We start from the raw sequence: 23,844 nt of genomic DNA, 5'->3' as shown, positions 1-23,844 counted from the left end.
TTCCCGCCCGCCCTTCAGAGAATCCGCGAAAACCGTGAGTATGCTCAGAAATCGTCCATTTTATGAGCGAACCTGGCCAGAAACACCGGGAGTATCGACGCAGCGCCGGAATCCTCAGCGGGCCGCCGCACCCAGGGACAGGATGCGCTCGACATAGCGCGCGATCAGATCGATCTCCAGGTTCACCTTGTCGCCGCTTTTCAGGTGTTTCAACGCGGTGACCTCGATCGTGTGCGGAATCAGGTTGATCGAAAAACGGCAGGCGGCGCTGTCGTCGCTTACCCGATTGACCGTCAGCGAAACGCCGTTGACGACGACCGATCCCTTGTAGGCGAGGTATTTGGCCAGTTCCAGCGGCGCGGCGATCACCAGCTCCCAGGATTCGCCGACCGGCTCGAATTTGACTACCGTGCCGAGGCCATCGACATGGCCGGAAACCAGATGGCCGCCGAGCCGGTCGGCCAGCGTCAGCGCTTTTTCCAGGTTGACTTCGCCCAAGACATCGAGACCGGCGGTACGGCTCAGGCTCTCGCGCGAAACATCCACCGCAAAGCCGGTGGCGCTCTTCGCCACCACCGTCATGCAAGCGCCGTTGATCGCGATCGAATCGCCCAGAGCGACATCCTCCAACGGCAGGCCGCCGGCATCCAGCATCAGGCGCACGCCGGCATCGGCGCTCGCACCAAGCGACTTGACATCAACAATCCTGCCAATGGCAGCAACAATTCCTGTAAACATAGTTAAACCGGGTGAAGTGAAGAATGGAGCATCTCTATTCAAGTCATGCCCGCCAAGGGCCGGCGCCCAGCGGCTTCGGAGATTCAAAGACGCGGGGTAGCGCCGGCGCGGAAACGACTAAGGGTTAGGAGTGCTATCGCGGGGCAGGCAAGCCTCAATCACTGAGCCGCGCAAGAATGCGCAAATCATCGCCGACCTGGCGCACATCGTGGAATTTTAGCGCGATCCGGTCGGCCAGCCGCTCGATTGCCGGCAACTCGAACATGTCAAACCCCGGCCCCAGCAACTGCGGCGCCAGATACAGCAGCAGCTCATCGACACAGCCTTCGCGGATCAGCGAACCGTTCAGCTTGGCGCCGGCCTCGACATGCAGCTCGTTGATCTGGCGTCGGCCAAGTTCCTGCATCAACTGCGGCAAATCGACCTTGCCTTGCGGGTTGGGCAGAAAAATCACTTCGGCGCCAGCCTCGCGCAGCATCGCTTCCTGCTCGGGATCGCGGCGCGCGGTGACGACCCAGGTACCGCCGCCGGCCAGCACCCGCGCCTGCGCATGGATGGCCAGCCGGCTGTCCAGCACGATGCGGCGCGGCTGGCGCGTGGTTTCGACCGCGCGCACGGTCAGTTGCGGATCGTCCTGCCGGACGGTACCGATGCCCGACAGGATGGCACCGGCGCGCGCGCGCCACCGATGGCCATCGGCGCGCGCCGCCTCCGACGTGATCCATTGGCTCTGGCCGTTCGCCAGCGCGGTCCTGCCGTCCAGGCTGGCCGCCACCTTCATCCGCACCCAGGGTTTGCCGCGCTGCATGCGCGAGAAAAAACCGATATTCACCTCGCGCGCCTCTGCGGCCAGCACGTCGCAGACCACCTCGATGCCGGCCGCCTGCAGCCGTGCCAGGCCCTGTCCCGCCACCAGCGGATTCGGGTCTTGTACCGCCGCGACCACGCGGCCGACGCCGGCAGCAATCAGCGCGTCGCAGCACGGCGGCGTGCGGCCAAAATGGCTGCACGGCTCCAGCGTCACGTACACGGTGGCGCCGCCCACATCCCGGCCCTTGGCGCGAGCGTCATTCAGCGCCTCGATTTCGGCATGATTACCGCCGGCCGGCTGGGTCCAGCCTGCGCCGATCACGTGGCCGTCCTTGACGATGACGCAGCCGACGGCCGGATTCGGCGGGCTGATGGCAAGAGCATTGTGCGCCAGCCGCAATGCCTGCGACATGAACGCGTTATCCTGATTCATAAGGTGGAGTATGTCGATAATTTCCGCTATTTAATTGCGGAAAACAGTATATCTATATAGGAGTATATGTCGCGCCGGCGATCCGGGCAATTCCCGATCGAAGCATCACGCGCGGCGTGATGCGGCCTTTCCTCCCGACGGCCGCCGGGGCGCTCACCTTAACACAAGACCAGGGCCGGCAATGGCCGTGCAATTCTCACCGGCCGCCCCAGCAATCGTCCACCGTTGCCGTATTGCCGCTCAAGGTTCGCTTGCCGGTCTCGTCCAGCAGGAAGGTACCGCATTTGTCGCTTTTAACCGGAGTTGCCACCAACTCGTAACCGGTTGCCGTCGTCTTGCCATCGGTCAGCGTGATGTTGTATTTTGCGCTGCCGGATTTGGGCGACTGGCCCAGGCCGGCATCTTGCAGCGTCGTGGTGGTGGCGCCGACATACGTGTTGTTGACCGTATAGCCGCGCTGCAACCAGTTGGAGGCTTCCAGCAAGGTGGCGATGGCTTCGGCACGATTACCGCGCCGCACCGACTCCAGATAACTCGGCACCGCGACCGAGGCCAGAATCGCGACGATGGCGACCGTGATCATGAGTTCGATCAGGGTAAAGCCGCGTTGTCGATGATGCTGTTGAAGCTGCATAACATTCCCCATTCTCGTCAAATCCGATCAGTGTTTGATGGTGAGTTGATGCCAGGTCCGAAACGGCGTCACCCCGGATTTAAAGCCGATTTCCTGCGGACTGCCGCCATCCAGCCGGTTGCTTAGCCCGACCCGCTGGCCTGGCTTGACGCTAACCCAGGCCGGATTGGCCACCGTACCGGCGATCGTCACCGAACTCAGATTGGTGAGCGTCGTGCCATTTACGGTAAACACCGCATTGGTCGCGACGCCGCCAGACAAATAATTGATCGCCATCAGTTGCGACACGCCGCCCCCCTGACATAAATCGCTGGTTGGCGCCAGCGTCGTTGCCAGCATCACGACGTTATCCATGATTTGCAAATCGCCGATCACGCGCTCGCCGTCGGACAGGGAGAGATCGATATACCAGCCGCGCTTGGTGTCCCAGTCGATCGCATTCATGGAGAGCGTGCGACCGCCAGTTGCTGCGGTAAACGATTGCTTCACCAACTCCGTCCGCCCGGTTACGGCGCCGGCGGAGGGTTTGTCCCAGATGCCGTAAATACTCTGCACATCGACATTCGCCTTGTCGCCTTCCTCGATGAATTTTCCGGTCGCCACCGTGACCATATATCCGCCATTGGGATGCGGCGCCAGGGCCGGGCGCTTGATCATCGGCTGGATCTTGTCGTCGCCATTGACCGCGCTGAACAATTTACTGCTGGTCCAACTGGATGAGCTGGCATTGTCGAAATTGAATTTCCACAGATTCCCCAGCAAGTCGCCGGCGTAGGCGCCAACCAGTTCGCGCTGGGCGTTGAATAGCAGCGCCGGCGCCGACAGGCCGTTGACGCTGCCAGTGGTCAACTCAAAGCTCTTGATCAAGGCCCCGGTCGACAGATTAACCACATACAACACCGCCTTGCCGTCGGCGCTGTCATAGCCGTTGCCAAAAATCGCACCCCACTGGCCATTGCGCAAACGCACCGCAGTGACCTGTCCCATCACCCTCCCCATATCGGCAAGGTCGCCGGCGCCTTTCTCCCACAGCACCTTGCCGGCAGTCAGACTGCCGGGATTGGTGATGTCGATCGCAAAGACACCGCTACCACCGGCGCCAACCGATCCGAGCAGGATGGTTTTCCATGCGTCTCCGAGATAGGCATCGCCTTCGGTCAGCAGGCCATCGACGTAATAGTTATGACCGTAATCCGGGCTGGAAAGACTGACCAGCTTGGAGTAGATCGCATTCGGCACGTAGGCAAACGTCTCGACCCCGCTGGTGGCGTTAAAGCCATGCAGCATGCCGTCATTGGCACCCACATACAGCATCGGCGTGCGGCTCGACTTGCCGCTGACGAAGTCGCGATAGGTAGTGCCGCCGCCGCTGGCATCAGGCAATACCCGATAGCCAAAATCGGATTTCTTGACGTACACCGGAGCCGAATTGACGATGTCACCCAGCTTGTTGGCCCGATACCGGTATATTCCCGGACCGGCACCGATCTCGGTCTGTTCCTTGGCGCCATTGCCACGCAGGTACTCCAGCACATCCGCAGATGTCAACAACGATTGCTGGCTGCCGCTGCCGGCAGTCAGGTTGTCCCACAAAAAATCCACCGCGGCACCGGAAGTCGGGTTCCAGGTCACGATATTGCGTGCATTCCACGCGGGCAACTTGGTAGCGGCATCCCATTGCACCGTCCCGACCGTCCCGGCGGAAGTAAGGTTGTAAGCTTTTAAATGTCCTACCCACTTGCCTGACTCAAAGCTCGGCACATAGAAGTAGCTGTCACCATCGATCGCACTGCCGGTGATCGCGCCAGTCGAGGCAGCACCAGTCTGAACCGCAATGTCTTTCAGTACCGAGGTCAAGCCGGCCTGCAGCGCCGTTGGATTCTTGGCACTGAAGTAGCGCCCCTTGCCGACCACCGCCGCGTGCCACAGGTCATCGATGGCGGTTGAGCTGTCCGCGACCGGTGTCGGCCAGGTCGTCGGCTCGGTCTCGGAATACGGGATGGTGCCATCGGCGCCCAGCCCGATGGTGAAGGTGGTCATGTGCTGCCAGGTGGCGGTATCCCGGGTATTGGTCGGCTTGATGTTGTTGTCCAGCGCACTGCGCAGATCCGTCTTGTAGTAATAATCCGCGATCGACGCCAGCGAGGTGCCGACAGCGGAGGGGAAGCCGGAAGGAAGGGTGTCGTTCCAAAAACCGTCGGTCGCCATGATGTGGTAGCTGGGGCGGCAACTGGTCAATTTCGACGAGGCGGCACTTTCGCGATAAGGGTCGTTGCCAGTGTAATCAAACCCGGACAGCGTCCCTGCATACAGTTGGCCGATCCGGTCCATCTGGATCCGCAGCGGCGTACCGCCATTCGGATTGATCGCATACAGCTTGGTGTAGAAATCCTGCTTTTGGGTCGAATCGAAATCGCGGATGGTGAGCCAGCCCGCTCCATCGGTTACCGCGGCGTTCGGGCTGGTTGAACCCGGCCCGTTGATGGCATTGAAACCGACCCGGAACTTGGACGGATTGACCGGATTCACGATCGGGTCGATCGGCGCGAACGCCAAGCCGATCGAAGTCTTTGTCATCAGGATGCGGGTGCGGTAGTAGCTGAACCAGTTGGCGAAGTTCTGCAGTTCCTGGTCCCCGGTACAAGTGGCGCCGGTGCCGCAATCGGTTCGGGTGGAAGCCTTGGTGTAAGTGTTGCCGGACAGGATGTCGACGCGCGTATAGTTGGCGTCGGTATCCTGGCCGCTGGATCCGTCCGGGACACCGCTCCCATTCCACACATAATAGAAAGCGTAGCGCGCAACCTGCTTGTCATAGGTAACATAGACAGGTTTTTTGGAGGTGCCGGTATTCACGGTTGTCGCGGTATCGTAACAACTGGCGTAGTTGCTTGAAGCCGAGAAGGTCGATGCGTTGTAAAGCGGCAAGGTGACCGGCAGTGGCGTCTTGTTTTCGACATAGCAGGTCTTGCTCAGGTTGACTGTCGAAGTACTGCCACTGGAAGTGGGATAGGGATCGATCCGCGCGGCGGTAGTCGAACTATTGCCCATGCCGGCACCCTTGTAATCCACGCCTGGACTATAGGTGACCGCCGGATCGTAATAAATCTGGTTATAGGCCTTGGAATAAAAGGCGCGCAGCGTCTTGCTGCTATTGAACTCGGCTTTGGCGTCGGCACCAGTTACCGTCTCCCACTCCATACTGCCTGAGTTATCCAGCGTGAACATGATATTCGGCTTGGGCGGCTGGGCCAGAAACAAGGGCGTTTGCGATACCGCCGCCAGTGCCGCGCCGGTGTTGGCCGCGGCGGCAAGCCACAAGCCCGCGAGCAACGCGCGTTGCAGGTCAAACCCCGGGCGCTTCGACGAAATGGCTCGCGACATGGCGATTCCCCCTATCTCAATTAAATTTCAGGTAGCTCTGCAACAGCACCACCGCATTGTCGGTACCGCCGACGCCACGCGCGGTCACCCGGTAAGCCTGGAGGCTGTCGTCTTTTTTCAGTTCGGTCGGGCCCAATTCCAGCGAATCAGCCATGTCCTCCACCATGCAGCGCACACCCTTGATCGGCTTGCCGCTACCATCAGCAATCTCGATCGAAACGGCCGTTCCCTCCCAGTTGGCTGGCACTTCCCACAAATTGGGGCTGGCCGGCGTCTGAATGGTCAGCTTTGAAGTCGGTACGACGCCGCCCTGGATTACATTTTCGCAATAGCGCAATGCGCTTTCGGCGGCCTGGAACGCCAGTTGCTGGTTGCGCTGGTTGCCGGCCATTTTTTCACCCAGCGTGACGTTGCGGATCGCGGTGGCGCCGAGCAGCAGCATCACGACCAGGAAAATCAGCACGATCGGCAAGGCAATGCCGGCTTGCACAGGCGATATTTTTCGCTTCATGTCGGTTGTCATGTTCATCGCCCCACCCTCAATAAACCAGGCTTGGCATGGCGTTATTGCGCAAGGTAAACACCTTGGTGAAGGCCCTGCGCAGCCTGTTGTCTGTCGCCGTCTGGGTCGCGCCGGCACAGTCGGTATAGGTCCGGTTGCCTTCAGTCACATTGTTGGCGCTGGCCACCAGCAGGCAAACCTGGACGCTGATCACCTGGTCCCAATTTTTTTTGTTGATTGCGCTGAGGGGTAGTGCCTCAACGCCGGCCGCATTCAGATATTGATCGGGAGTAAAGACGCCTTTGCTATCTGCGCCATAGGTCACCGTCATGTCTTCCACGTTGCTGAGCACCGGTTGCGAGACGGTGTTGCCGTTACCGTTGCAATACAGCGACTGCGCGGTCTCACCGGTCTTGGTGTCAAGAAAAAAAATATTGACAACCGTGCCTGCGGCATTTTGCCCGTTACAGTCCGCGCCGGCGCCAGTATTGGAATCGTAGGCGTCCACCGTGTAACTGATTCGAAATGCCGGTTTGCCGGTGGTGCCACAGTCCAAGTTACCCGCACTTGCAACCGGATTTACGAAACCCCTGTCACACCCCTTCAAAGCTTGCCCTGTAAAGTCCGTAGTCGCACTGGTCAGCAGGTTGCCAAAGCCCGCCTGCATCAAGTTGCGCCCGATCAATGTCATCGCATAAGCAGCGTCTTCCTGCAGGCGCGCATTGTCGTCGTTCAGGCGAAAGCTGGCCTTACTGTTGATGAACAGGGTACTGACGAACAGCAGCAGGACCAGGCCGATCACGATCGAGATCATCAACTCAACCAGGGTCAAGCCGGCTTGCAAGCGCTGCCGGGCGCCGGGAACGGATTGGATTTTCATGGCATGAACACCGTCTGGAAGCAGCGCACGTCCTTGTCGGTACCTCGCGCACAATTCGGGTCGGCGGGATCGTTGCTACCTTTTGGTTTATTCGGTTCCTTCAAATAAACCGTGACGGTGAAGCCATTGGTCACATCGCCGTCGATCGAGCCCCAGCCGCCGGCGACGGCCGAGCCAAGCGCCACGCGCCAGTTGTAAATGTCCTGGCTGGCGATTTGCGCCGGCGTGCAATCGCTGGTGCAATTCGTGACGCCCGGCGCGGTGTTGGCCGGATAGGTGTCCGCGGTTCTGTAATAGTTATTTTTTGCTCCCGCCACATTGGCCCGCACGCGGTCGGCAATGTCGGCGCTGTACTGGCTCGCCAGCGAGCGGAACTGCGCCACCTTTTGGTAGCGCAGCGACGCCATCTGCAGACCGGCAAAGCCGAGCAGCGCAAACGATGCGATCACCAGCGCCACCAATACCTCGATCAGCCCGACGCCGGCTTGTCGGCGGCTGCCCATCCGCAGGCGCTGACTTTCTGTGCTGCTTGTCCTTGGCACATTGGTCTCCATTTTCAGCAACCAGCAGCGCCGATCGTGGCGACGGCAGTGCGCCCGGTACGCCCGATGTCGACTTGCCGCCGGCTTAATTTGCAGTCATTGTCGAAGGTGAAGCCGGTGCTGTCGCTATCCGCCGCCAGTACCGGCTGGCCCATGCCGTTGTAAGTGATGGCGTCGAGCGAGGAACTCGCGCTTGTCCCGGCCGGCAAGGCGCCGTGCCGGCTCAGGATTTCATCGTTTTTGGTGGCGTCGTCCGGATTGGGTATGGCGACCAGCCAGCCGCTGCTCCAGTCGCCGGCGCCGGTGCTGCAGGTATCCGACGTTTCGGCGTTGGCGCTGCGGCAGATTTTTACCTGACTGCCGCGCTTGATCGCTTCGGAGCGGGCCAGCAGGTTGGCGGCGACGAATTCGTTCACATGGCCGGTCAGGCGGTTTTGATGAATCATGTCGCGCATCGATGGGATGCCGATCGCCAGCAGAATTCCGGCAATGGCGATGGTGATCATCAGTTCGATCAGGGTAAAACCGCGCCCGGGCCGAATATGCCCACCATCAAAAAACTTGGCCGCGTAAGTTTTGCTCATCTGACATCCATGTTGGTTTGGACTTGATGTTAGGCAACATTTGCGCGATGGACAATGGCCAGACGATCAAACGTTCCCTGGAGCAGATGAGCGGTCGTTGCTGACGATCAACTGCGGGCATCCGGATCGCGCCCATCACCGCTAGCTGGGGCAAGTCACGGCGTCGCGAATCACCCGGATGCGCCCGGTACGCGCAATGCAGACAGTGCGATCGAACTGGCCGTCGTAACTGAATATGAGCCTGGCTCCGGCCAATGCTCCGACCGGGCCACCGGAACCGTTGTAGGTGATCGATTTCAGCGAGGTCGGCTTGGCGGCGGCGTAGATCTTGGCTGGCAGCGCGCCTTGGCGCAGCAGCACCAGCTTTTCATCGGGCACGATGACGATCCAGCCGGAACCCCAGTCGCTGCTGTCGTAATCGCCGCTGGCGGTGGTGATGCATTTATCGGTGCCGGCTTCGGCCTTGACGCTGCGGCACAGCGTGACCGGACGACCGCGCTTGATCGCTTCCGAGCGCGCGAACGTGGCCGCCGCAATGAATTCATTCACATTCGCCGTCAGGCGGTTCTCGATCATCATGTCGCGCATGGAGGGCACGCCGATGCTCAGCAAGATGCCGGCGATCACGAGCGTGATCATCAACTCGATCACGGTAAAGCCGCGGCCGCGCTGACCTTGTTTGCACATGGAAATTCGCCCTTGCCTCATTCTTGTTGCCCTTAAGACACATCGAATTCAGCGGCAGCGTAATTATTTGTCAACAAACCGCCAAGGGTCGGGCGACAAAAGGGCGCTTGCGGGGGATGAGCGGCGGCGCTGAGCGCGAGCTTCCTGGCCGCCAGACCGCCATGCGTGCGAAAGTTTACTTTGCCGAGGTACCGCCGTGCTCGCGGTCGATTTCCGCCACCGCCTCCTGGAACTCGGTCACATCCTCGAAGCTCTTGTAGACCGAGGCAAAGCGGATGTAGGCGATCTTGTCGAGTCGCTTCAATTCGCGCATGACCAGTTCTCCGACCTGGCCGGAGAGAATTTCGCGCTGGCCGCTGGAAAGCAGCTTTTCCTTGATGTGCTGGATCGCCGCATCCACCGCTTCGGCCGAGACCGGCCGCTTGCGCAGCGCCAGCATCAGGCTGGCGCGCAGCTTGGCCGGATCGAATTCGACCCGGCTGCCATTTTTCTTGACGATCACCGGCAGGTTGAGCTCGATCCGCTCATAGGTGGTGAAGCGCTTGTCGCAGGCCGCGCAGCGCCGCCGGCGGCGGATGGTGTCGCCCTCTTCCGAGACGCGGGTATCCAGGACCTGGGTGTCGTCGTGGTGGCAGAACGGACATTTCATGATGATGGGCGCAGATCAAAAATACTTTGATTCGGATGCAGTGACGCCGGCCTGATCCGGCCGGCGTCACTGCGCTGATCATCTTGTGCTTGCTGCCCGTCCATATACTCCATCACGCACAATGCAAATCCACGGATGAAATGGACGTTTAAACCATATACTCCGAGTGCTAGTGAAAAATATTTTCTGCGTCAGGCATATACCGGGAACGCGTCTGTCAGTTTTTTCACTTCCGCCCTGACCCGCTCGATGTTGGCCGCATCGTGCGGTGCGTCGAGCACGTCGGCGATCAGGTTGCCGACCTTGGCCGCTTCCGCTTCCTTGAAGCCGCGCGTGGTCATCGCCGGCGAGCCGAGGCGGATGCCGCTGGAGATCGACGGTTTTTCCGGGTCGTTCGGGATCGCATTCTTGTTGCAGGTCAGGTGCGCGCTGTTCAAGATGGTCTCGGCTTCCTTGCCGGTGATGTTCTTGGCGCGCAAGTCGACCAGCATCACGTGGCTTTCGGTGCGGCCGGAGACGATCCGCAGGCCGCGCGCGACCAGCGTTTTGGCCAGCGTGTCGGCATTCTTCAGCACCTGCACCTGCAGCGCCTTGAATTCCGGGCTCAGTGCTTCCTTGAACGCGACCGCCTTGCCGGCGATGACGTGCATCAGCGGGCCGCCCTGGATGCCGGGGAAGATCGCCGAATTGATGATTTTTTCGTGCTCGGCTTTCATCAGGATGACGCCGCCGCGCGGCCCGCGCAGCGATTTGTGGGTCGTGGTGGTGACGAAATCGGCGAACGGCACCGGGTTCGGATAGACACCGCCGGCGATCGGGCCGGCATAGTGCGCCATGTCGACCATGAAATAGGCGCCGACATCCTTGGCGACCTTGGCGAAGCGCTCGAAATCGATCCGCAGCGCATAGGCCGAGGCGCCGGCGATGATCAGCTTCGGCTTCTTCTCGTGCGCCAGGCGCTCCATCGCGTCGTAGTCGATTTCTTCCTGCTCGTTCAGGCCATAGGAAACCACGTTGAACCATTTGCCGGACATATTGAGCGACATGCCGTGCGTCAGGTGGCCACCCTCGGCCAGCGACATGCCCATGATGGTGTCGCCCGGTTTCAGGACCGCGAAGAACACGCCCTGGTTGGCTTGCGAGCCGGAATTCGGCTGCACGTTGGCGGCTTCGGCGCCGTACAACTGCTTGACGCGGTCGATCGCCAGTTGTTCGACGATATCGACGTATTCGCAGCCGCCGTAGTAGCGCTTGCCGGGATAGCCCTCGGCGTATTTATTGGTCAGCTGCGAGCCTTGTGCTTCCATCACGGCGGGCGAGGTGTAGTTTTCCGAGGCAATCAGCTCGATATGCGATTGCTGGCGGGCGTTTTCCTGCTGGATCGCGGCCCAGACTTCGGGGTCGACGTTGGCGACGGTGTGGTTTTTGGTAAACATGAATTTTCCTATCGATGGTGGTGATCCGGATCGAATGAGGGCCAAATGTAAGGGAATTGCGGGCAGCCTCAAACCTTTTACCATCTTGGCTACCCAGGCGCACGGCTGATGAAATCTCACGCTTCCCGGTGGGTGCCCACCTTGTGCCGGATGCTGAAAATCCCGGCTTTTCGCCAGTCACGTGAGACGAGAATGGTTCGCGCATTGTAGGGGAAGGCACGGATTTCGGCAAGAAGCCCCCCTTTTTCCGGGGAAGCGGAAAGCGGCTGGGATCGACCGAAATCAACCGAACAGTTGCGTCAAATCCACAGTCGAGCGCCGGCCGATGTGGACATGGTGCTGCGCCAGCCACGCCGCGGCCCGGGCCCGGCCCCGATCCCGCAACATTTCAAAAAATCGCTCGCTGGCAGCGAGCTTGGTTTCCGCCGCCAGCTCGCTCATCGCCTGCTCCGCTTCGATCAGGTGGAAATTGGCGCAGGCCAGGCGGTGCTCGATGCGCCCCAGGCGCCAGCGCGAACGATCCACGGATTCGCGCAGATGGGCAAACATGCGCATTTCGCGCAGGAAGGTCGAATTGAACGCCAACTCCAGCACGCGGCTCTTGATTTCATGCGCGCTGCGCGGCGTTTCCTTGTGCATCAGCGGCGCCAGCAGCACCAGCAGGATGTCGCGCGAGATGCATTCATGGAACAGCGGAAACACCGCCGGGTTGGCGGAGTAAGCGCCGTCCCAGTAGGGTTCGCCGTCGATCTCAACGCTGCGGTTCATCATCGGCAGGCAGGCCGAAGCCAGCAGCACGTCGACGCTCATCTCCGGCGCACGGAACAGCCGCAGCTTGCCGGAGTTGGCGTTGGTGGCGGCGACAAACAGTTTTACCCTGCTTTGCCGGCGCACACGCTCGAAGTCGACCTGCCCGGCCAGGATGTCGCGCAGCGGATTCAAGTCGAACGGGTTCAACTGGTCCGGCGAAAAATAGCGGGCCCATTCCAGCATGGCCTTTAGCCCCGGCATCAGGGCGACGTTCTGCCCATCCGCCAACGGCTGCGCGATATCGAACGGCACGCTGCGCGCGACCGCGCTCCAGAACTTCTCCAGCGCCGCACGCGCGCCGTCGCGGCCGCCGGCAGCCAAACCGTGCGCCAGGATCACCGCATTCATGGCACCAGCGCTGGTGCCGCTGACGCCGTCGAATTCCACCCGCCCGTCTTCCAGCAGGCCATCCAGCACGCCCCAGGTGAATGCGCCATGGGCGCCACCGCCTTGCAGGGCAAGGTTGATCGATCGTTCGGCTGGTTTTCCGAAAAACATGGCTCGCTCCTATTCCGTGCTACGCGCCGGCGGGCGGCAACCGGGCGGGTCGCCACATGTTCTTGCAAGGTGGTAGGCGCAGCATGTTTTGTGCACTGCAGCATAACACCGGCGGCGACTTCCTGCCGCATGCGACGGCTCTCATGGCGCGCCGGTTCGGAACATTTAGGCGGTGAAAAGAAATCGACGGAACGTATTGATCGGCGGCATTGCCAATGCGGGATCGGCTTGAGATCGATCAAGCATGGACCGAGTCGGCGGTACAGAATCAAGTCACGGCTACATTTGGCCCCCGCATGAATGGAACGGCCTCGAACAACCCTCACTGATGGAGCAAATAATGAACAAACTGTATGCCGCCTTGATGACGGCGATAGGCTTTACTGCCCTCACTGCCCTCCCCGCCCACGCCCAGTACACCACCCCAAATAGCGGGATGCAGGGCCAGGGAACGATGACCCAGCAGGATGAAATGCAGAAGGACAACATGAAGCAGGACAAGGACAAGGACAAGATGAAGAAATCGAAGGCCAAAAAAGCCAAATCCGGCGAGGAAAGGATGAAAAAAGATGACGCGATGAAGCAGGACGACGCGATGAAGAAGGATGGCGACACGATGAAGAAGGATGATGACACGATGAAAAAATGATTCCGGACCCGGTGTATTACCGGCACCGTTTGCCGGTGCGAATCATGCACTGGATCAACGTGCTGGCGTTTTTCATGCTGCTGATGAGCGGCTTGCAAATCTTCAATGCCTACCCTGCCCTGTATTGGGGTCAGTCGTCCTACTCGGGCCGGCCGCCGCTGCTGCAACTGACCGCGCGGCAAGAAGCGGACGGTCAGGTGGTCGGGGTGACCAGGGTTCTGGGACATGAATTCACCACCACTGGCGTGCTCGGCATCTCGACCAATCCGGATGGCGCACTGGAGGCGCGCGGTTTCCCATCCTGGGCCACGATTCCCGGTCCCCAGTGGCTGGCGATGGGGCGGCGCTGGCACCTGTTTTTTGCCTGGGTATTCGTCATTAACGGTTGCGCCTATCTTGCGTACACGGTGTTCAGCGGACATCTGGCGCGCGACCTGGCGCCGACGGCCTTCGACTGGCGCTCGGTCGGACGCTCGCTGCAAGACCATCTGCTGCTGCGCCATCCGCAAGGCGAGGCGGCGAAGCGCTACAACGTGCTGCAGAAGCTGGCCTATATGATCGTCATTTTCGGCCTGCTGCCGCTGATCGTTTTGATGGGCTGGGCCATGTCGCCGTGGCTCGACACCGTGATTCCAGGCTGGGTCGGCTGGGTTGGCGGCCGCCAGTCGGCGCGCACGCTGCATTTCGTGCTGGCCTGGGCGCTGGTCGGATTCGTCCTGATCCACGTGTTTGAAGTGGTCGTCAGCGGCTTCTGGAACAATCTGCGCTCGATGATCTCCGGGCGCTACCGGATTCCCGCCGCGAAAGACAGCCATGGCACCGAATGAACCCCGCCGGCGCTTCGTCGCGCGCACGCTGGCCGCCGGCGCGGCGCTTTTGGCCGGCTGCGACCGCCTGTCGAGCTCGGCCTGGTTCCCGCGCATGCTGGAAAGCGGCGAACGGCTGAGCCGCGCCACCCAGCACCTGGTGACCTCACGCACCTCGATGGCGCAGGAATTCAGCGAGGCCGAGCTGTCGCCCAGCTTTCGCAGCAACGGCACCGCCAATCCGGAAAGTCCGCAGTACCAGGCGCTGGCCGCCGCCGGCTTTCGCGCTTACCGGCTGCAGGTTGCGGGGCTGGTCGAGCGGCCCGCCAGCCTGTCGCTGGCTGAACTGCGGCAACTGCCTGCCCGCACCCAGATCACTCGCCACGATTGCGTCGAAGGCTGGAGCGCGATCGGCAAATGGAAAGGCGTCCGGCTCGGTGCCCTGCTGCAACGCGTCGGCCCGCAACCGGCGGCGCGCTATCTGATGTTTCATTGCGCCGATCCGATGGACGAAGACGGCACGCTGTATTACGAGAGCATCGACCTGGAAGATGCACTCCACCCGCAAACCCTGCTCGCCTACGAATTGAACGACCACCCGCTGCCGATCGCCAACGGCGCGCCGATCCGGCTGCGGGTCGAACGCCAGCTCGGCTACAAAATGGCCAAGTACGTGATGGCGATCGAACTGGTCGCCAGCTTCCGCCACATCGGCGGCGGCAAGGGAGGTTACTGGGAAGACCAGGGTTACGAGTGGCACGCCGGCATTTGAGGCATACGTCATGCCGAAGCTGATCTTTACGCAGCAGTTGCGCCGTTTCACCGAGGCGCCTGAAATCGATACTTCGGCAGCCACCTTGCGCGCAGTGCTGGAAGCCGCATTCGCGCTCAATCCGCGCCTGCGCGGCTACGTGCTGGACGACCAGGGCCATTTGCGCACTAACGTCATGATCTATATCGATGGCTTGCGCGTGCGCGACCGCGCTCACCTCGACGACGCGCTGTCGGAAAACAGCGCCATTTATGTGCTGCAAGCCCTGTCCGGAGGTTGACGATGCAAAACGAAGTCTTGATTGCGACCCGCAAGGGCTTGTTCGAACTGACTCGCCGCAATCGCGCTTGGTCGCTAAAGGAATCCGGCTTCCTCGGCGAGCCGGTGACGATGGTGCTGTCCGATCGGCGCGACGGCACGCTGTATGCGGCGCTCAACCTGGGCCATTTCGGCGTCAAGCTGCATCGCCGCGAGCACGGGACCGACGCCTGGAGCGAAATCGCCACGCCAAGCTATCCGCCGCAGCCGGAAGAGTGCAAGGATGAGGCGCCCTGGAAGCTGGCAATGATCTGGTCGCTGGCCGCCGGCGGTGCCGACCAGCCCGGCGTGCTGTGGGCCGGCACGCTGCCCGGCGGCCTGTTCTGCTCGCCCGATCGCGGCAATTCGTGGCAACTGGTGCGATCGTTATGGGACGCGCCGCCGCGCAAAGAGTGGTTCGGCGGCGGCTACGATGTGCCGGGCATCCACTCGATCTGCGTCGACCCGCGCGACAGCCGCTGCGTACTGGTCGGCATCTCGTGTGGTGGCGCCTGGGCCACGCGCGACGGCGGCGACAGCTGGAGCACGCGCTCGGCAGGCATGCGCGCCGACTACATGCCGCCCGAGCGCGCCGAAGACCCGGCGATCCAGGACCCGCACCTGATCGCGCAGTGCGGGGCGGCGCCGGACGTGCTGTGGGCGCAGCACCACAACGGTATCTGGCGCTCGGCGGATGGCGGCACCTACTGGCGACGGATGGGACAAGGCAGCGCCGGGCCGGTGTCGGACTTCGGCTTCGCGGTCGCCGCCCATCCGCAAGACCCCGATACCGCCTGGTTCGTGCCGGCGGTCGCCGACCAGCAGCGCATCCCGGTCGGCGCCGCACTGGCGGTCAGCCGCACGCGCGACGCTGGCCAGTCGTTCGACACCTTGCGCGTCGGTTTGCCGCAACGGAATTGCTATGACCTGGTCTACCGCCACGGCCTGGCGGTGACGGACGACGGCCGGACGCTGGCGATGGGATCGACCACCGGCGGCCTGTGGGTTTCGGAAAACGGCGGCGACGTATGGCAGGAGGTCACAACCAGGCTGCCGCCGATTTATGCGCTGCGGTTTTCCTGAACCTGCCGCTTGTCAACAGGCCATACCGGTTCGCGATCCAGGTCGGCACAAGGCGCGAAGCCGCAGACAGTGCTGCGGCACCGCAAGCCGAAGCAACACCGTGATCGCTTTGATTTCGAATCGGTATCAATCGTTGGAATCCTTGCCATGCAGGACCGGCCGCACGATGCCGGCGCGAATCACGAAGTCGCCAAAGTGCTCGGCCGGCGTGCGGTCGGCGGCAAAACGCCCGAACAGCGCGTCGAGTTCCTGCAGGATGCGCTCCTCGCCGATGTTTTCAAGATAGAGCCGGTTCAGCCGCTGGCCGTGATGGCCGCCGCCCAAGTACATGTTGTACTTGCCGGGAGCGCGGCCGGTGAACGCGATCTCCGAAATATAGGGCCGCGCGCAGCCATTCGGGCAGCCGGTCATGCGCAAGGTGATCGGCTCATCCGCCAGACCATGCTGGGCCAGGATTGGCTCGATCTTGCCGATCAGCTCCGGCAGATAGCGCTCGCTCTCGGCCATCGCCAGCCCGCAGGTCGGCAGGCCGACGCAGGACATCGAATTCAGGCGCAGCGTGCTAGCCTGGTTCGAATCGCCCAGCCCATGCACCGCCAGCACGCGCTCGACCTGTTTCTTGTCCTTGGCGGCGACATTCGCGATGATCAGGTTCTGGTTCGGCGTGACGCGGAATTCGCCGTGATGGATACGCGCCACTTCCTGCAGGCCGCTCATCAGCCGCAGATTGCCGCGATCAACGACGCGGCCGTTTTCGATGAACAGCGTGTAATGCCACTGGCCGTCCGAACCCTTGATCCAGCCATACTGGTCGGCGTTGCTGCTGAAGGCGAAAGCGCGCGGCGCTTCCAGTGCCAGGCCGAGCCGCTGTTCCAGTTCGTTTTTCAGCCACGGCAAGCCCTTGTCGTCGACCGTGTATTTGAAGCGCGCGCGCGCGCGGTTGGCGCGGTTGCCGTAGTCGCGCTGGATGGTCAGGATGGCCATCGCGCAATCCAGCAGCCGTTCCTTCGGGATATAGCCGATCACGTCGCCCAGCCGCGGATAGGTTTCCGGCGCGCGGTCGGTACGCCCCATGCCGCCACCGACGGTGATGTTGAAGCCGCGCAGGCTTTCTCCCTCGGCAATCGCGATGAAACCGACATCCTGGCTATACACGTCGATGTCGTTTTGCGGCGGAATCGCAAAGCCGAACTTGAACTTGCGCGGCAGATAAGTGGGACCGTACACCGGCTCTTCCGGCTCGGAGGAAATGTATTTCTCACCATCGAGCCAGATTTCGTGGTAGCCGCGCTGCTGCGGGATCACGTGGTTCGAGGTGGCGCGCGCCAGCTCCAGCACTTCCCGATGCAGGGCCGACAGATGCGGATTAACCGACGACATCACGCCGCGCGCATCGTCGCCGCAGGCGGCGATGGTATCCAGCAATACCTCGTGCAAGCCCTGCAGCGTGTGCTTGACGTTGTGCTTCAGTACACCATGAAACTGGAAGGTCTGGCGCGTGGTCAGCCGCAGCGACGGCGTGCCGTAGGCCAGCGCCAGTTCCGACAATTTCAGCCATTGCTGCGGCGAGCAGACGCCGCCCGCCAGCCGCACGCGGATCATGAACTGGTAGGCCGGCTCCAGCTTCTGGCGCCGCCGCTCGTCGCGCAGGTCGCGGTCGTCCTGTTGATAGATGCCGTGGAACTTCATCAGCTTGGTGTCGGTTTCGGTCACCGCGCCGGTCACCGTGTCGCGCAGGCTTTCGACGATGGTGCCGCGCAGATAATTGCTGGCGGCCTTCAGGCGCTCGTCGGCGGAGAGTTTTTCCAGCGGCTGCGAGATGTCAGCACTGCGGTCAGCACTGCGGTCGGCGCTGCGATCGGTTTCGATGATTTGGTTTTCCATGGGCTTCCAGTTTCAGTACACGTCTTTTTGATAGCGCCCGGCCGCCTGCAGCTCGCGCAGGAATTCCTGCGCATCGTCGGCGCCGCGGCCGCGCTGCTCCTCGATCACCGCCAACAGCGCGCCCTGCACGTCCGGCGCCATCTGTTCGGCGTCGCCGCAGACGTAGATGTAGGCGCCGTCGGCAATCCAGTCGAACAATTCGGCGCCGCGCTCGCGCAGCTTGTGCTGGACATACACCTTCTGCTGCTGGTCGCGCGAGAAGGCGACGTCGGCGCGCGACAACAGGCCGCTGCGCCTCCATTCCTGCCACTCGGCCTGGTACAGGAAGTCGGTGCGGAAATTTCGGTCGCCGAAAAACAGCCAGTTGCGGCCCGGCGCCGCCAGCGCCTCGCGCTGCTGCAGGAAGGCGCGGTACGGCGCGACGCCGGTACCGGCGCCGATCATGATCACCGGCGCATTCTGGTCCGACGGTAGGCGGAAATGCTCGTTGCGCTGCAGGTAGATCGGCACGCTGTCGCCGCTTTGCAGGCGATCCGCCAGATGCACCGAGGCGACGCCATGGCGCTCGCGCTGGCGCAGCCGGTAGCGCACCGGCGCCACGCACAGGTGCACCTCGCCCGGCGCCAGTTCGGCGGCCGAGGCGATCGAGTACAGCCGCGGCTGCAGGCCGCGCAGCGCGGCGACGAAATCGCGCGGCGCGATGCCGGGCACCGGGCGCGCCTTGAGCAGGTCGATGATATGGGTCGCTTCCAGGAAAGCGGCCCGTTCGGCTCCGCTCTTTTGCGCCAGTTGCGCGGCCAGCTCGTTGTCGCCCGACAGCTCGGCCCATTTCTCGATGAAGCGCGGGGTGACGGCGGTGATTTCGAATTCGGATTGCAGCGCACGCCGGATTTCCAGTTCGCCGTTGCGCCCGGCCACCGGTTCCGAGCCGGACCAGCCGAACAGCGCCAGCAGTTCGTCCACCAGCGCCGGATCGTTTTGCGGCACCACGCCCAAGGCATCGCCCGGCACATGGATCAGGTCCGAGCCGTCCAGCGCCAGCTCGATGTGGCGCGTATCCTTCGACGAGCCGCGGCCGGTGATGCGGATGTTTTCCACCACCTGCGCCAGGAACGGGTTGTTCTTGCTGTACGGAGTGGCCGCTGGCGGCTGCGGCGCCGGGCGCACGGCGGCCAGCCCGGAGGCGGCATGCGCACCATGTGCCCCGGCCGGCACTGCCGCCTGGATCTGCTCCAGCACCGAATCGATCCAGCGGCCGGCATCGGCCTCGTAATCGACGTCGCAATCGCAGCGCGCAAACAGGCGTTGCGCGCCCAGTTCTTCCAGGCGGCGGTCCAGTGTTTTGCCGGCCTGGCAGAAAAATTCATAGGTCGAATCGCCCAGCCCCAGCACCGCGAAGCGCAATTGCGGCAGCGCCGGCGCCTTGCGTCCGGCCAGGAATTCGAAGAACGGCAGCGCCGGCTCGGGCGGCTCGCCTTCGCCATGGGTGCTGGCGACGAACAGCACCGTTTCCTCATCCTTCAGCGCGCGCGGCTTGTAGCGCGCCAAATCCTCCGCCTGCGCCGCGATGCCGGCCTGCTGTGCACGGCCGGCAAGCTGGCGCGCCAGTTCCGCCGCGTTGCCGGTTTCGCTGGCATACAGAATCTTGATCGTGGCCGCCGCCTGGGAAGCCTGGCCGGCCGGCGCGCTCGCCGCCGCCGCAACCGCTGCCACCGCCTGGAAGTTGCCACGCGCTTCAGCCACACCGGCAAAATAGCCGCTGATCCAGAACGCCTGCTCAACGGAGAGCGAGCGACCGAGCGAACGCAGCAATTCGCGCTGGGAGTCGTCAATGCCGGTGCCAGGCAGCGCAGGAGGCATCATGTCCATATTCGTATTCCTCTTCGATTGATCCGGCCACCGGATCGCCATGCCCCACCCGCCGGGTGGATCGGGAAGGAAACTGTAAAAGTGAAGCCTGTAAAAACAAACGATTTATTTGTTTTGTCCTTATGCATGGCGGGGCATTGCGTAGCGGCACCGGCCGCACCACGGAAATTCCGGCTCCGACTTTCCCGGTCGCCATGCCCGGCTTGCCTTGTGCAATGGCTCCGATGGCCCGACGTGCCAGTGCTAGCGGGAACTTCACAAGCTTGTTGCCCAAGAGTGGCAAGCCTGGAGCGGCGACCGCGTCAGGCAGTCGCATGGCGCCCGCCCCGGGCGGCCGTGTGAAGGATAGCGCAACCGGCATCCGATAAAATACGGATACAATGGCCAACTCCTGTATCCGACGGAGTATATGGATTCCTCCATTCATTCATGTACGGAACGCGGGGCCGTATCGATGAGTATATGAAGTTGCAGCAAGCGGTCGCCGGTAGCGCCGGACTGCCTCACCCCTGAAAGGAAAAGCGCCACGATGCCGTTCTCAACCTGGAAACGCCTGCTGGAAATCCCGCCCGAAAGCTGGGTGGTCGCGATCGCGGTGGCTCTGGTCACCTATCTCGTCTTGCGCACCGTGGTCGGCTTCATCGCCGCGCGTTTTCGCGCGCTGGCGCGCAGGACCGACGGCCTGGCTGGTACCATCGTCGGCGAAGCGCTGGGGCATACCAGCCAGGTGCTGATGCTGCTGGTGGCGCTGCTGGCCGGCTTGAGCGCGGTCGAGTTGCCGCCGATACGGGAGACCTGGCTGGCGCACGGCTGGGTGATCGTGATCGGCTTGCAGGTGGCGCTGTGGCTGAACCGCGCCATCATTGCCTGGATGCACCAGTACCAGGCGCGCGCCGGCACCGACCTGCGCAACCGTGCCACTACCACCACGATGGCGCTGCTGATGCGCTTCGTCATGTGGCTGACCGTGATCCTGGCGGTGCTGGCCAATCTCGGCATCAATGTCACGGCGCTGGTGGCCAGCCTCGGGATTGGCGGCATCGCGGTGGCGCTGGCCTTGCAGACCATCCTCTCCGACCTGTTCGCATCGCTGGCGATCGCGTTCGACAAACCGTTCGTGGTCGGCGATTCGATCTCGTTCGGCGCCATCTCCGGCACCGTGATCCGGGTCGGCATCAAGACCACGCGCATCCAGGCGCAGGGCGGCGAGATGGTGATCATTTCCAATACCGAACTGCTGAAGCAGATCGTGCACAACAGCCGCCCGATGCAGCAGCGGCGGGTTGCGTTCGGCTTTCGCGTCGCCTACCAGACGCCGGTCGAACAACTGGCCGCATTGCCGCAACTGGTGGCCGAGATCGTCGGCGCCATCGAGCATGCGCGCTTCGATCGCGCCCACTTCAAGGGCTTCGGAGAAAGCGCGCTGGAATACGAAGTGGTGTACCACGTGCTCAAGCCCGACTATGCGCTCTACATGGATATCCAGCAGCGCATCAACCTGGAGTTGATGCGCGCCTGCGCCGCACGCCAGATCCGTTTCGGCTATCCGGTGCGCACCGTGCAGATGGCCGGCGAGGCAAGCGAAGCAAGCCAGGCGGCCGAGCCGCCCGACTGAGCCGATTCAATGCCGGCGCGCCTCCAGCACGCCGGGCACTTCGCGAATCACCGTGAGCGCCTTTTGCAGTTGCTCGGTGGCGGCGATTTCGGCGGTAAATGCCATGCGTGCCTGGCCCCTTGCGCTTTGCGTGCTGACGCCGATCACGTTGATTTTCTCGCGCAGCAGCACGTCGGAAATGTCGCGCAGCAATCCCTGGCGGTCGTTGGCCAGCACGAAGATGTCGACCGGATACACGGTGTCGCCGCCCGGCTTGCCCCAGGTGGTCTGGATTATGCGCTCGGGCGCATGGCGCTGCATCTCGGCGAAGTTCTTGCAGTTGGCGCGATGGATCGACACCCCCTTGCCGCGCGTGACGAAGCCGACGATCGCATCCGGCGGCGCCGGTTTGCAGCATTTCGCCAGTTGCGTCAGCAAGCCGTCGGTACCGACCACCAGCACGCCCGAGCGGGCGCCGTGGATCACGCTCGAGGCGCGGCTCTTGCGTGTGATCGCGGCTTCCGCTTCTTCGACGGTGGCGGGCGCGGCTTTTTCTGCCTCGCCGCCATGCAGAGCCTGCTCCACCTGGCGCAGGCTGAACGTATCCTTGCCGACGGCGAGGAATAGATCGTCCGGCTTGGCAAAATCGAGCTTGCGCGCCAGGTCTTCCAGGTTGACCGCCGTCTTGCCCTCACGCTGCAACGTCTTTTCGACCAGCGCGCGGCCGTGGGCCAGGGTTTCCTGCTGCTCGATGGCGTTGAACCAGGCGCGCACCTTGGCCCGCGTGCGGTTGCTGACCGCATAACCGGGGGAGAGCCAGTCGCGCGACGGCCCGGCCGCGCCCGGCACGCCGCCGGAGCCGGCGCGCACGGTGATGATTTCCACCGTCTGGCCGTTCTTCAGTGGCGTATTCAAGGGCACCATTACGCCATCGACACGGGCGCCGCGGCAACGATGCCCGACCTCGCTGTGCAGGTGGTAGGCGAAGTCGATCGGTGTCGCCCCGCTCGGCAACTCGATCACGCGCGCCTGCGGCGTCAGCACGTAGATGCGGTCGTCCAGCGCCGCCGACTTGAGTTGCTCGACCCAGTCGCGACGATTATCTTCACCGCCGACCACCGATTCGGCAACCTCGGTCTTCCAGGCCAGCAATTGCCGCAGCCAGGCAATCTTTTCGTCGTATTTCTGCGCCGCGAAGTTGGAGCCGCCGCTTTCCTTGTAGCGCCAGTGCGCGGCCACGCCGTATTCGGCGAAATAGTGCATGTCGCGGGTGCGCAACTGCACTTCCAGCGGGCGCCCGTCCTCGGCCAGCACCACCGTGTGCAACGACTGGTAACCGTTCGGCTTGGGGCGCGAAATGTAGTCGTCAAATTCACTCGGCACCGGGGTCCAGATGTGGTGCACGATGCCCAGCGCCGTGTAGCACGCCTTGACGTCGTCGACGATGACGCGAAACGCGCGCACATCGTACAGCTCGGAGAAATCCAGCTCCTTGCCGCGCATCTTGTTCCAGATGCTGTAGATGTGCTTGGGCCGGCCCGAGACTTCGGCCTGCACGCCGGCCGCCGCCAGTTCCGCGCGCAGGCGGTCGATCGCGGCGGCGACGAAGCCTTCGCGCTCGATGCGCTTTTCTTCCAGCATCCTGGCGATGCGCTTGTAAGCGGCCGGCTCGAGGAAGCGGAACGACAGGTCTTCCAGTTCCCATTTCAATTGCCAGACGCCCAGGCGATTGGCCAGCGGCGCGTACAGGTCGAAGGTTTCGCGCGCATAGCGCCGGGTGTCGGCGTTTTCCAGTTTCTGTTCGCTGAAGTAGCGCAGCGTGGTCACGCGCGAGGCCAGCCGTACCAGCACCACCCGCATGTCGGAAGCCATCGCCAGCAGCATCTTGCGCAGCGTCTCGACCTGGGCGCCGGCTTCCTGGGCGGAATTCTTGCCGCGCGCCGTGCCTTGCTGCTGGCCGAAGGTTTGCGCGTGCAGCCGGATCAACTGCCGCACGCCAGCCACGAAGTCGGCGATTTCCTGGCCGAATTCAGCTTCGATCCTGGGCACCGCTGCCGGATTCACCGCCGGCAATTCGAACAGCAAGCCGACGATGCGGGTGTCGGCATCGGTTTTCAGCATTGCCAGCACCGCCGCCGCCGCCTGCGAAAAGCGCAGCGCATCCTGGCCGGTCAACACCGTGCGGCCGGCATACAGCGGCGCGACGAAGGCCAGCGCCCGCTGCACGCGCGCACTGTCTTCGACCGCGAGGCCGGCGCACAGTTGCGCTTCCAACTCGTCAGCCAGGGCGACGGTCGAAACCATGC

Annotated in this window: 22 protein-coding genes and 1 riboswitch; of the genes, 6 read left to right on the top strand and 16 right to left on the bottom strand. The window is 62.6% G+C overall.

The annotated features are described in order from the left end of the window. Window positions 1-114: 114 nt before the first annotated feature. The 12 genes from ACK2VC_RS15705 to ACK2VC_RS15650 all read right to left on the bottom strand — a co-directional run bounded on the left by ACK2VC_RS15705 (window position 115) and on the right by ACK2VC_RS15650 (window position 12,584). Window positions 115-738 carry a riboflavin synthase gene (locus ACK2VC_RS15705; protein ID WP_486731317.1) on the bottom strand — a complete coding sequence of 208 codons (624 nt, stop codon included), beginning with the start codon at window positions 736-738 and terminating at the stop codon, window positions 115-117. Window positions 739-892: 154 nt separating this feature from the next. Beyond that, window positions 893-1,960 (bottom strand): bifunctional diaminohydroxyphosphoribosylaminopyrimidine deaminase/5-amino-6-(5-phosphoribosylamino)uracil reductase RibD, encoded by a 1,068-nt coding sequence (gene ribD / locus ACK2VC_RS15700; RefSeq protein WP_486731316.1) that lies wholly within the window; start codon window positions 1,958-1,960, stop codon window positions 893-895. A gap of 217 nt (window positions 1,961-2,177) precedes the next feature. Further along, entirely contained in the window at window positions 2,178-2,615 is a 438-nt protein-coding gene (locus ACK2VC_RS15695; protein WP_486731315.1) for a type IV pilin protein, read from the bottom strand. Between the two features lie 27 nt (window positions 2,616-2,642). Next, window positions 2,643-5,996: a pilus assembly protein gene (locus tag ACK2VC_RS15690; protein WP_486731314.1), complete on the bottom strand. Its 3,354-nt coding sequence runs from the start codon at window positions 5,994-5,996 to the stop codon at window positions 2,643-2,645. Window positions 5,997-6,012: 16 nt separating this feature from the next. Beyond that, window positions 6,013-6,519 carry a pilus assembly PilX family protein gene (locus tag ACK2VC_RS15685; RefSeq protein ID WP_486731313.1) on the bottom strand — a complete coding sequence of 169 codons (507 nt, stop codon included), beginning with the start codon at window positions 6,517-6,519 and terminating at the stop codon, window positions 6,013-6,015. 16 nt (window positions 6,520-6,535) lie between these two features. Continuing rightward, window positions 6,536-7,378 carry a PilW family protein gene (locus ACK2VC_RS15680; protein WP_486731312.1) on the bottom strand — a complete coding sequence of 281 codons (843 nt, stop codon included), beginning with the start codon at window positions 7,376-7,378 and terminating at the stop codon, window positions 6,536-6,538. Further along, on the bottom strand, window positions 7,375-7,920 hold the full coding sequence (gene pilV, locus ACK2VC_RS15675; RefSeq protein WP_486731311.1) for a type IV pilus modification protein PilV: 546 nt from the start codon (window positions 7,918-7,920) through the stop codon (window positions 7,375-7,377). Before pilV ends, ACK2VC_RS15680 begins: the two co-directional genes overlap by 4 nt. A gap of 14 nt (window positions 7,921-7,934) precedes the next feature. Then, window positions 7,935-8,504: a GspH/FimT family pseudopilin gene (locus tag ACK2VC_RS15670; RefSeq protein WP_486731310.1), complete on the bottom strand. Its 570-nt coding sequence runs from the start codon at window positions 8,502-8,504 to the stop codon at window positions 7,935-7,937. A 141-nt stretch (window positions 8,505-8,645) separates the two neighbouring features. Further along, window positions 8,646-9,191 (bottom strand): GspH/FimT family pseudopilin, encoded by a 546-nt coding sequence (locus ACK2VC_RS15665; RefSeq protein WP_486731309.1) that lies wholly within the window; start codon window positions 9,189-9,191, stop codon window positions 8,646-8,648. Between the two features lie 175 nt (window positions 9,192-9,366). Then, window positions 9,367-9,840, bottom strand: coding sequence for a transcriptional regulator NrdR (nrdR, locus tag ACK2VC_RS15660; RefSeq protein WP_486731308.1), 474 nt, complete (start codon window positions 9,838-9,840; stop codon window positions 9,367-9,369). A 191-nt stretch (window positions 9,841-10,031) separates the two neighbouring features. Then, entirely contained in the window at window positions 10,032-11,276 is a 1,245-nt protein-coding gene (gene glyA, locus ACK2VC_RS15655; protein ID WP_486731307.1) for a serine hydroxymethyltransferase, read from the bottom strand. Between the two features lie 84 nt (window positions 11,277-11,360). Beyond that, window positions 11,361-11,467: riboswitch (ZMP/ZTP riboswitch) on the bottom strand. A gap of 91 nt (window positions 11,468-11,558) precedes the next feature. Then, window positions 11,559-12,584, bottom strand: a complete 1,026-nt coding sequence (locus ACK2VC_RS15650; protein WP_486731306.1) for a patatin-like phospholipase family protein — start codon at window positions 12,582-12,584, stop codon at window positions 11,559-11,561. A gap of 244 nt (window positions 12,585-12,828) precedes the next feature. On the opposite strand from ACK2VC_RS15650, the gene ACK2VC_RS15645 reads away from it, so the two are divergent. The 5 genes from ACK2VC_RS15645 to ACK2VC_RS15625 are packed head-to-tail and all read left to right on the top strand — an operon-like array spanning window position 12,829 to window position 16,191. Further along, entirely contained in the window at window positions 12,829-13,233 is a 405-nt protein-coding gene (locus ACK2VC_RS15645) for a hypothetical protein (RefSeq protein WP_486731305.1), read from the top strand. Beyond that, complete coding sequence (locus ACK2VC_RS15640) at window positions 13,230-14,060, top strand: cytochrome b/b6 domain-containing protein (protein WP_486731304.1); 831 nt, start codon at window positions 13,230-13,232, stop codon at window positions 14,058-14,060. The genes ACK2VC_RS15645 and ACK2VC_RS15640 overlap by 4 nt, the downstream gene beginning before the upstream one ends. Next, a complete protein-coding gene (locus tag ACK2VC_RS15635; protein WP_486731303.1) occupies window positions 14,047-14,811 on the top strand; it encodes a molybdopterin-binding protein in 765 nt (254 codons plus the stop codon). The genes ACK2VC_RS15640 and ACK2VC_RS15635 overlap by 14 nt, the downstream gene beginning before the upstream one ends. Window positions 14,812-14,821: 10 nt before the next feature. Beyond that, window positions 14,822-15,091 carry a MoaD/ThiS family protein gene (locus tag ACK2VC_RS15630; RefSeq protein ID WP_486731302.1) on the top strand — a complete coding sequence of 90 codons (270 nt, stop codon included), beginning with the start codon at window positions 14,822-14,824 and terminating at the stop codon, window positions 15,089-15,091. Window positions 15,092-15,093: 2 nt separating this feature from the next. Further along, a complete protein-coding gene (locus tag ACK2VC_RS15625; protein ID WP_486731301.1) occupies window positions 15,094-16,191 on the top strand; it encodes a WD40/YVTN/BNR-like repeat-containing protein in 1,098 nt (365 codons plus the stop codon). Between the two features lie 126 nt (window positions 16,192-16,317). Here the strand turns inward: ACK2VC_RS15625 and cysI are convergent, their stop codons facing one another. From cysI to ACK2VC_RS15610, 3 genes are read right to left on the bottom strand one after another with little or no spacing between them, the layout of a single operon-like run. After that, on the bottom strand, window positions 16,318-18,075 hold the full coding sequence (cysI, locus tag ACK2VC_RS15620) for an assimilatory sulfite reductase (NADPH) hemoprotein subunit (protein ID WP_486731300.1): 1,758 nt from the start codon (window positions 18,073-18,075) through the stop codon (window positions 16,318-16,320). Between the two features lie 12 nt (window positions 18,076-18,087). Then, window positions 18,088-19,938, bottom strand: a complete 1,851-nt coding sequence (locus ACK2VC_RS15615) for an assimilatory sulfite reductase (NADPH) flavoprotein subunit (RefSeq protein WP_486731299.1) — start codon at window positions 19,936-19,938, stop codon at window positions 18,088-18,090. Beyond that, window positions 19,904-20,260, bottom strand: a complete 357-nt coding sequence (locus ACK2VC_RS15610; protein ID WP_486731298.1) for a hypothetical protein — start codon at window positions 20,258-20,260, stop codon at window positions 19,904-19,906. Before ACK2VC_RS15610 ends, ACK2VC_RS15615 begins: the two co-directional genes overlap by 35 nt. 213 nt (window positions 20,261-20,473) lie before the next feature. On the opposite strand from ACK2VC_RS15610, the gene ACK2VC_RS15605 reads away from it, so the two are divergent. Continuing rightward, window positions 20,474-21,559, top strand: a complete 1,086-nt coding sequence (locus ACK2VC_RS15605) for a mechanosensitive ion channel family protein (protein ID WP_486731297.1) — start codon at window positions 20,474-20,476, stop codon at window positions 21,557-21,559. 6 nt (window positions 21,560-21,565) lie between these two features. Here the strand turns inward: ACK2VC_RS15605 and ACK2VC_RS15600 are convergent, their stop codons facing one another. Next, window positions 21,566-23,842, bottom strand: coding sequence for a RelA/SpoT family protein (locus ACK2VC_RS15600; RefSeq protein WP_486731296.1), 2,277 nt, complete (start codon window positions 23,840-23,842; stop codon window positions 21,566-21,568). Between the last annotated feature and the right edge of the window lie 2 nt (window positions 23,843-23,844).

This window comes from Herbaspirillum sp. WTB6, from assembly GCF_057457785.1.
Note: the sequence above shows the minus strand (reverse complement) of the source record. Positions and strands in the feature narration are given on the sequence as shown.

Excerpts from the sequence above, each read along its gene's own strand:
- ribD (WP_486731316.1), bottom strand. The coding sequence starts at position 1,960 with ATGTCGCAGGCATTGCGGCTGGCGCACAATGCTCTTGCCATCAGCCCG.
- ACK2VC_RS15610 (WP_486731298.1), bottom strand. The coding sequence starts at position 20,260 with ATGCGACTGCCTGACGCGGTCGCCGCTCCAGGCTTGCCACTCTTGGGC.
- ACK2VC_RS15695 (WP_486731315.1), bottom strand. The coding sequence starts at position 2,615 with ATGCAGCTTCAACAGCATCATCGACAACGCGGCTTTACCCTGATCGAA.
- ACK2VC_RS15615 (WP_486731299.1), bottom strand. The coding sequence starts at position 19,938 with ATGATGCCTCCTGCGCTGCCTGGCACCGGCATTGACGACTCCCAGCGC.
- ACK2VC_RS15640 (WP_486731304.1), top strand. The coding sequence starts at position 13,230 with ATGATTCCGGACCCGGTGTATTACCGGCACCGTTTGCCGGTGCGAATC.
- ACK2VC_RS15685 (WP_486731313.1), bottom strand. The coding sequence starts at position 6,519 with ATGACAACCGACATGAAGCGAAAAATATCGCCTGTGCAAGCCGGCATT.
- ACK2VC_RS15630 (WP_486731302.1), top strand. The coding sequence starts at position 14,822 with ATGCCGAAGCTGATCTTTACGCAGCAGTTGCGCCGTTTCACCGAGGCG.
- ACK2VC_RS15705 (WP_486731317.1), bottom strand. The coding sequence starts at position 738 with ATGTTTACAGGAATTGTTGCTGCCATTGGCAGGATTGTTGATGTCAAG.
- ACK2VC_RS15645 (WP_486731305.1), top strand. The coding sequence starts at position 12,829 with ATGGACCGAGTCGGCGGTACAGAATCAAGTCACGGCTACATTTGGCCC.
- ACK2VC_RS15665 (WP_486731309.1), bottom strand. The coding sequence starts at position 9,191 with ATGTGCAAACAAGGTCAGCGCGGCCGCGGCTTTACCGTGATCGAGTTG.
- ACK2VC_RS15690 (WP_486731314.1), bottom strand. The coding sequence starts at position 5,996 with ATGTCGCGAGCCATTTCGTCGAAGCGCCCGGGGTTTGACCTGCAACGC.
- ACK2VC_RS15680 (WP_486731312.1), bottom strand. The coding sequence starts at position 7,378 with ATGAAAATCCAATCCGTTCCCGGCGCCCGGCAGCGCTTGCAAGCCGGC.
- cysI (WP_486731300.1), bottom strand. The coding sequence starts at position 18,075 with ATGGAAAACCAAATCATCGAAACCGATCGCAGCGCCGACCGCAGTGCT.
- ACK2VC_RS15670 (WP_486731310.1), bottom strand. The coding sequence starts at position 8,504 with ATGAGCAAAACTTACGCGGCCAAGTTTTTTGATGGTGGGCATATTCGG.
- ACK2VC_RS15605 (WP_486731297.1), top strand. The coding sequence starts at position 20,474 with ATGCCGTTCTCAACCTGGAAACGCCTGCTGGAAATCCCGCCCGAAAGC.
- ACK2VC_RS15625 (WP_486731301.1), top strand. The coding sequence starts at position 15,094 with ATGCAAAACGAAGTCTTGATTGCGACCCGCAAGGGCTTGTTCGAACTG.
- glyA (WP_486731307.1), bottom strand. The coding sequence starts at position 11,276 with ATGTTTACCAAAAACCACACCGTCGCCAACGTCGACCCCGAAGTCTGG.
- ACK2VC_RS15650 (WP_486731306.1), bottom strand. The coding sequence starts at position 12,584 with ATGTTTTTCGGAAAACCAGCCGAACGATCGATCAACCTTGCCCTGCAA.
- ACK2VC_RS15635 (WP_486731303.1), top strand. The coding sequence starts at position 14,047 with ATGGCACCGAATGAACCCCGCCGGCGCTTCGTCGCGCGCACGCTGGCC.
- ACK2VC_RS15600 (WP_486731296.1), bottom strand. The coding sequence starts at position 23,842 with ATGGTTTCGACCGTCGCCCTGGCTGACGAGTTGGAAGCGCAACTGTGC.
- nrdR (WP_486731308.1), bottom strand. The coding sequence starts at position 9,840 with ATGAAATGTCCGTTCTGCCACCACGACGACACCCAGGTCCTGGATACC.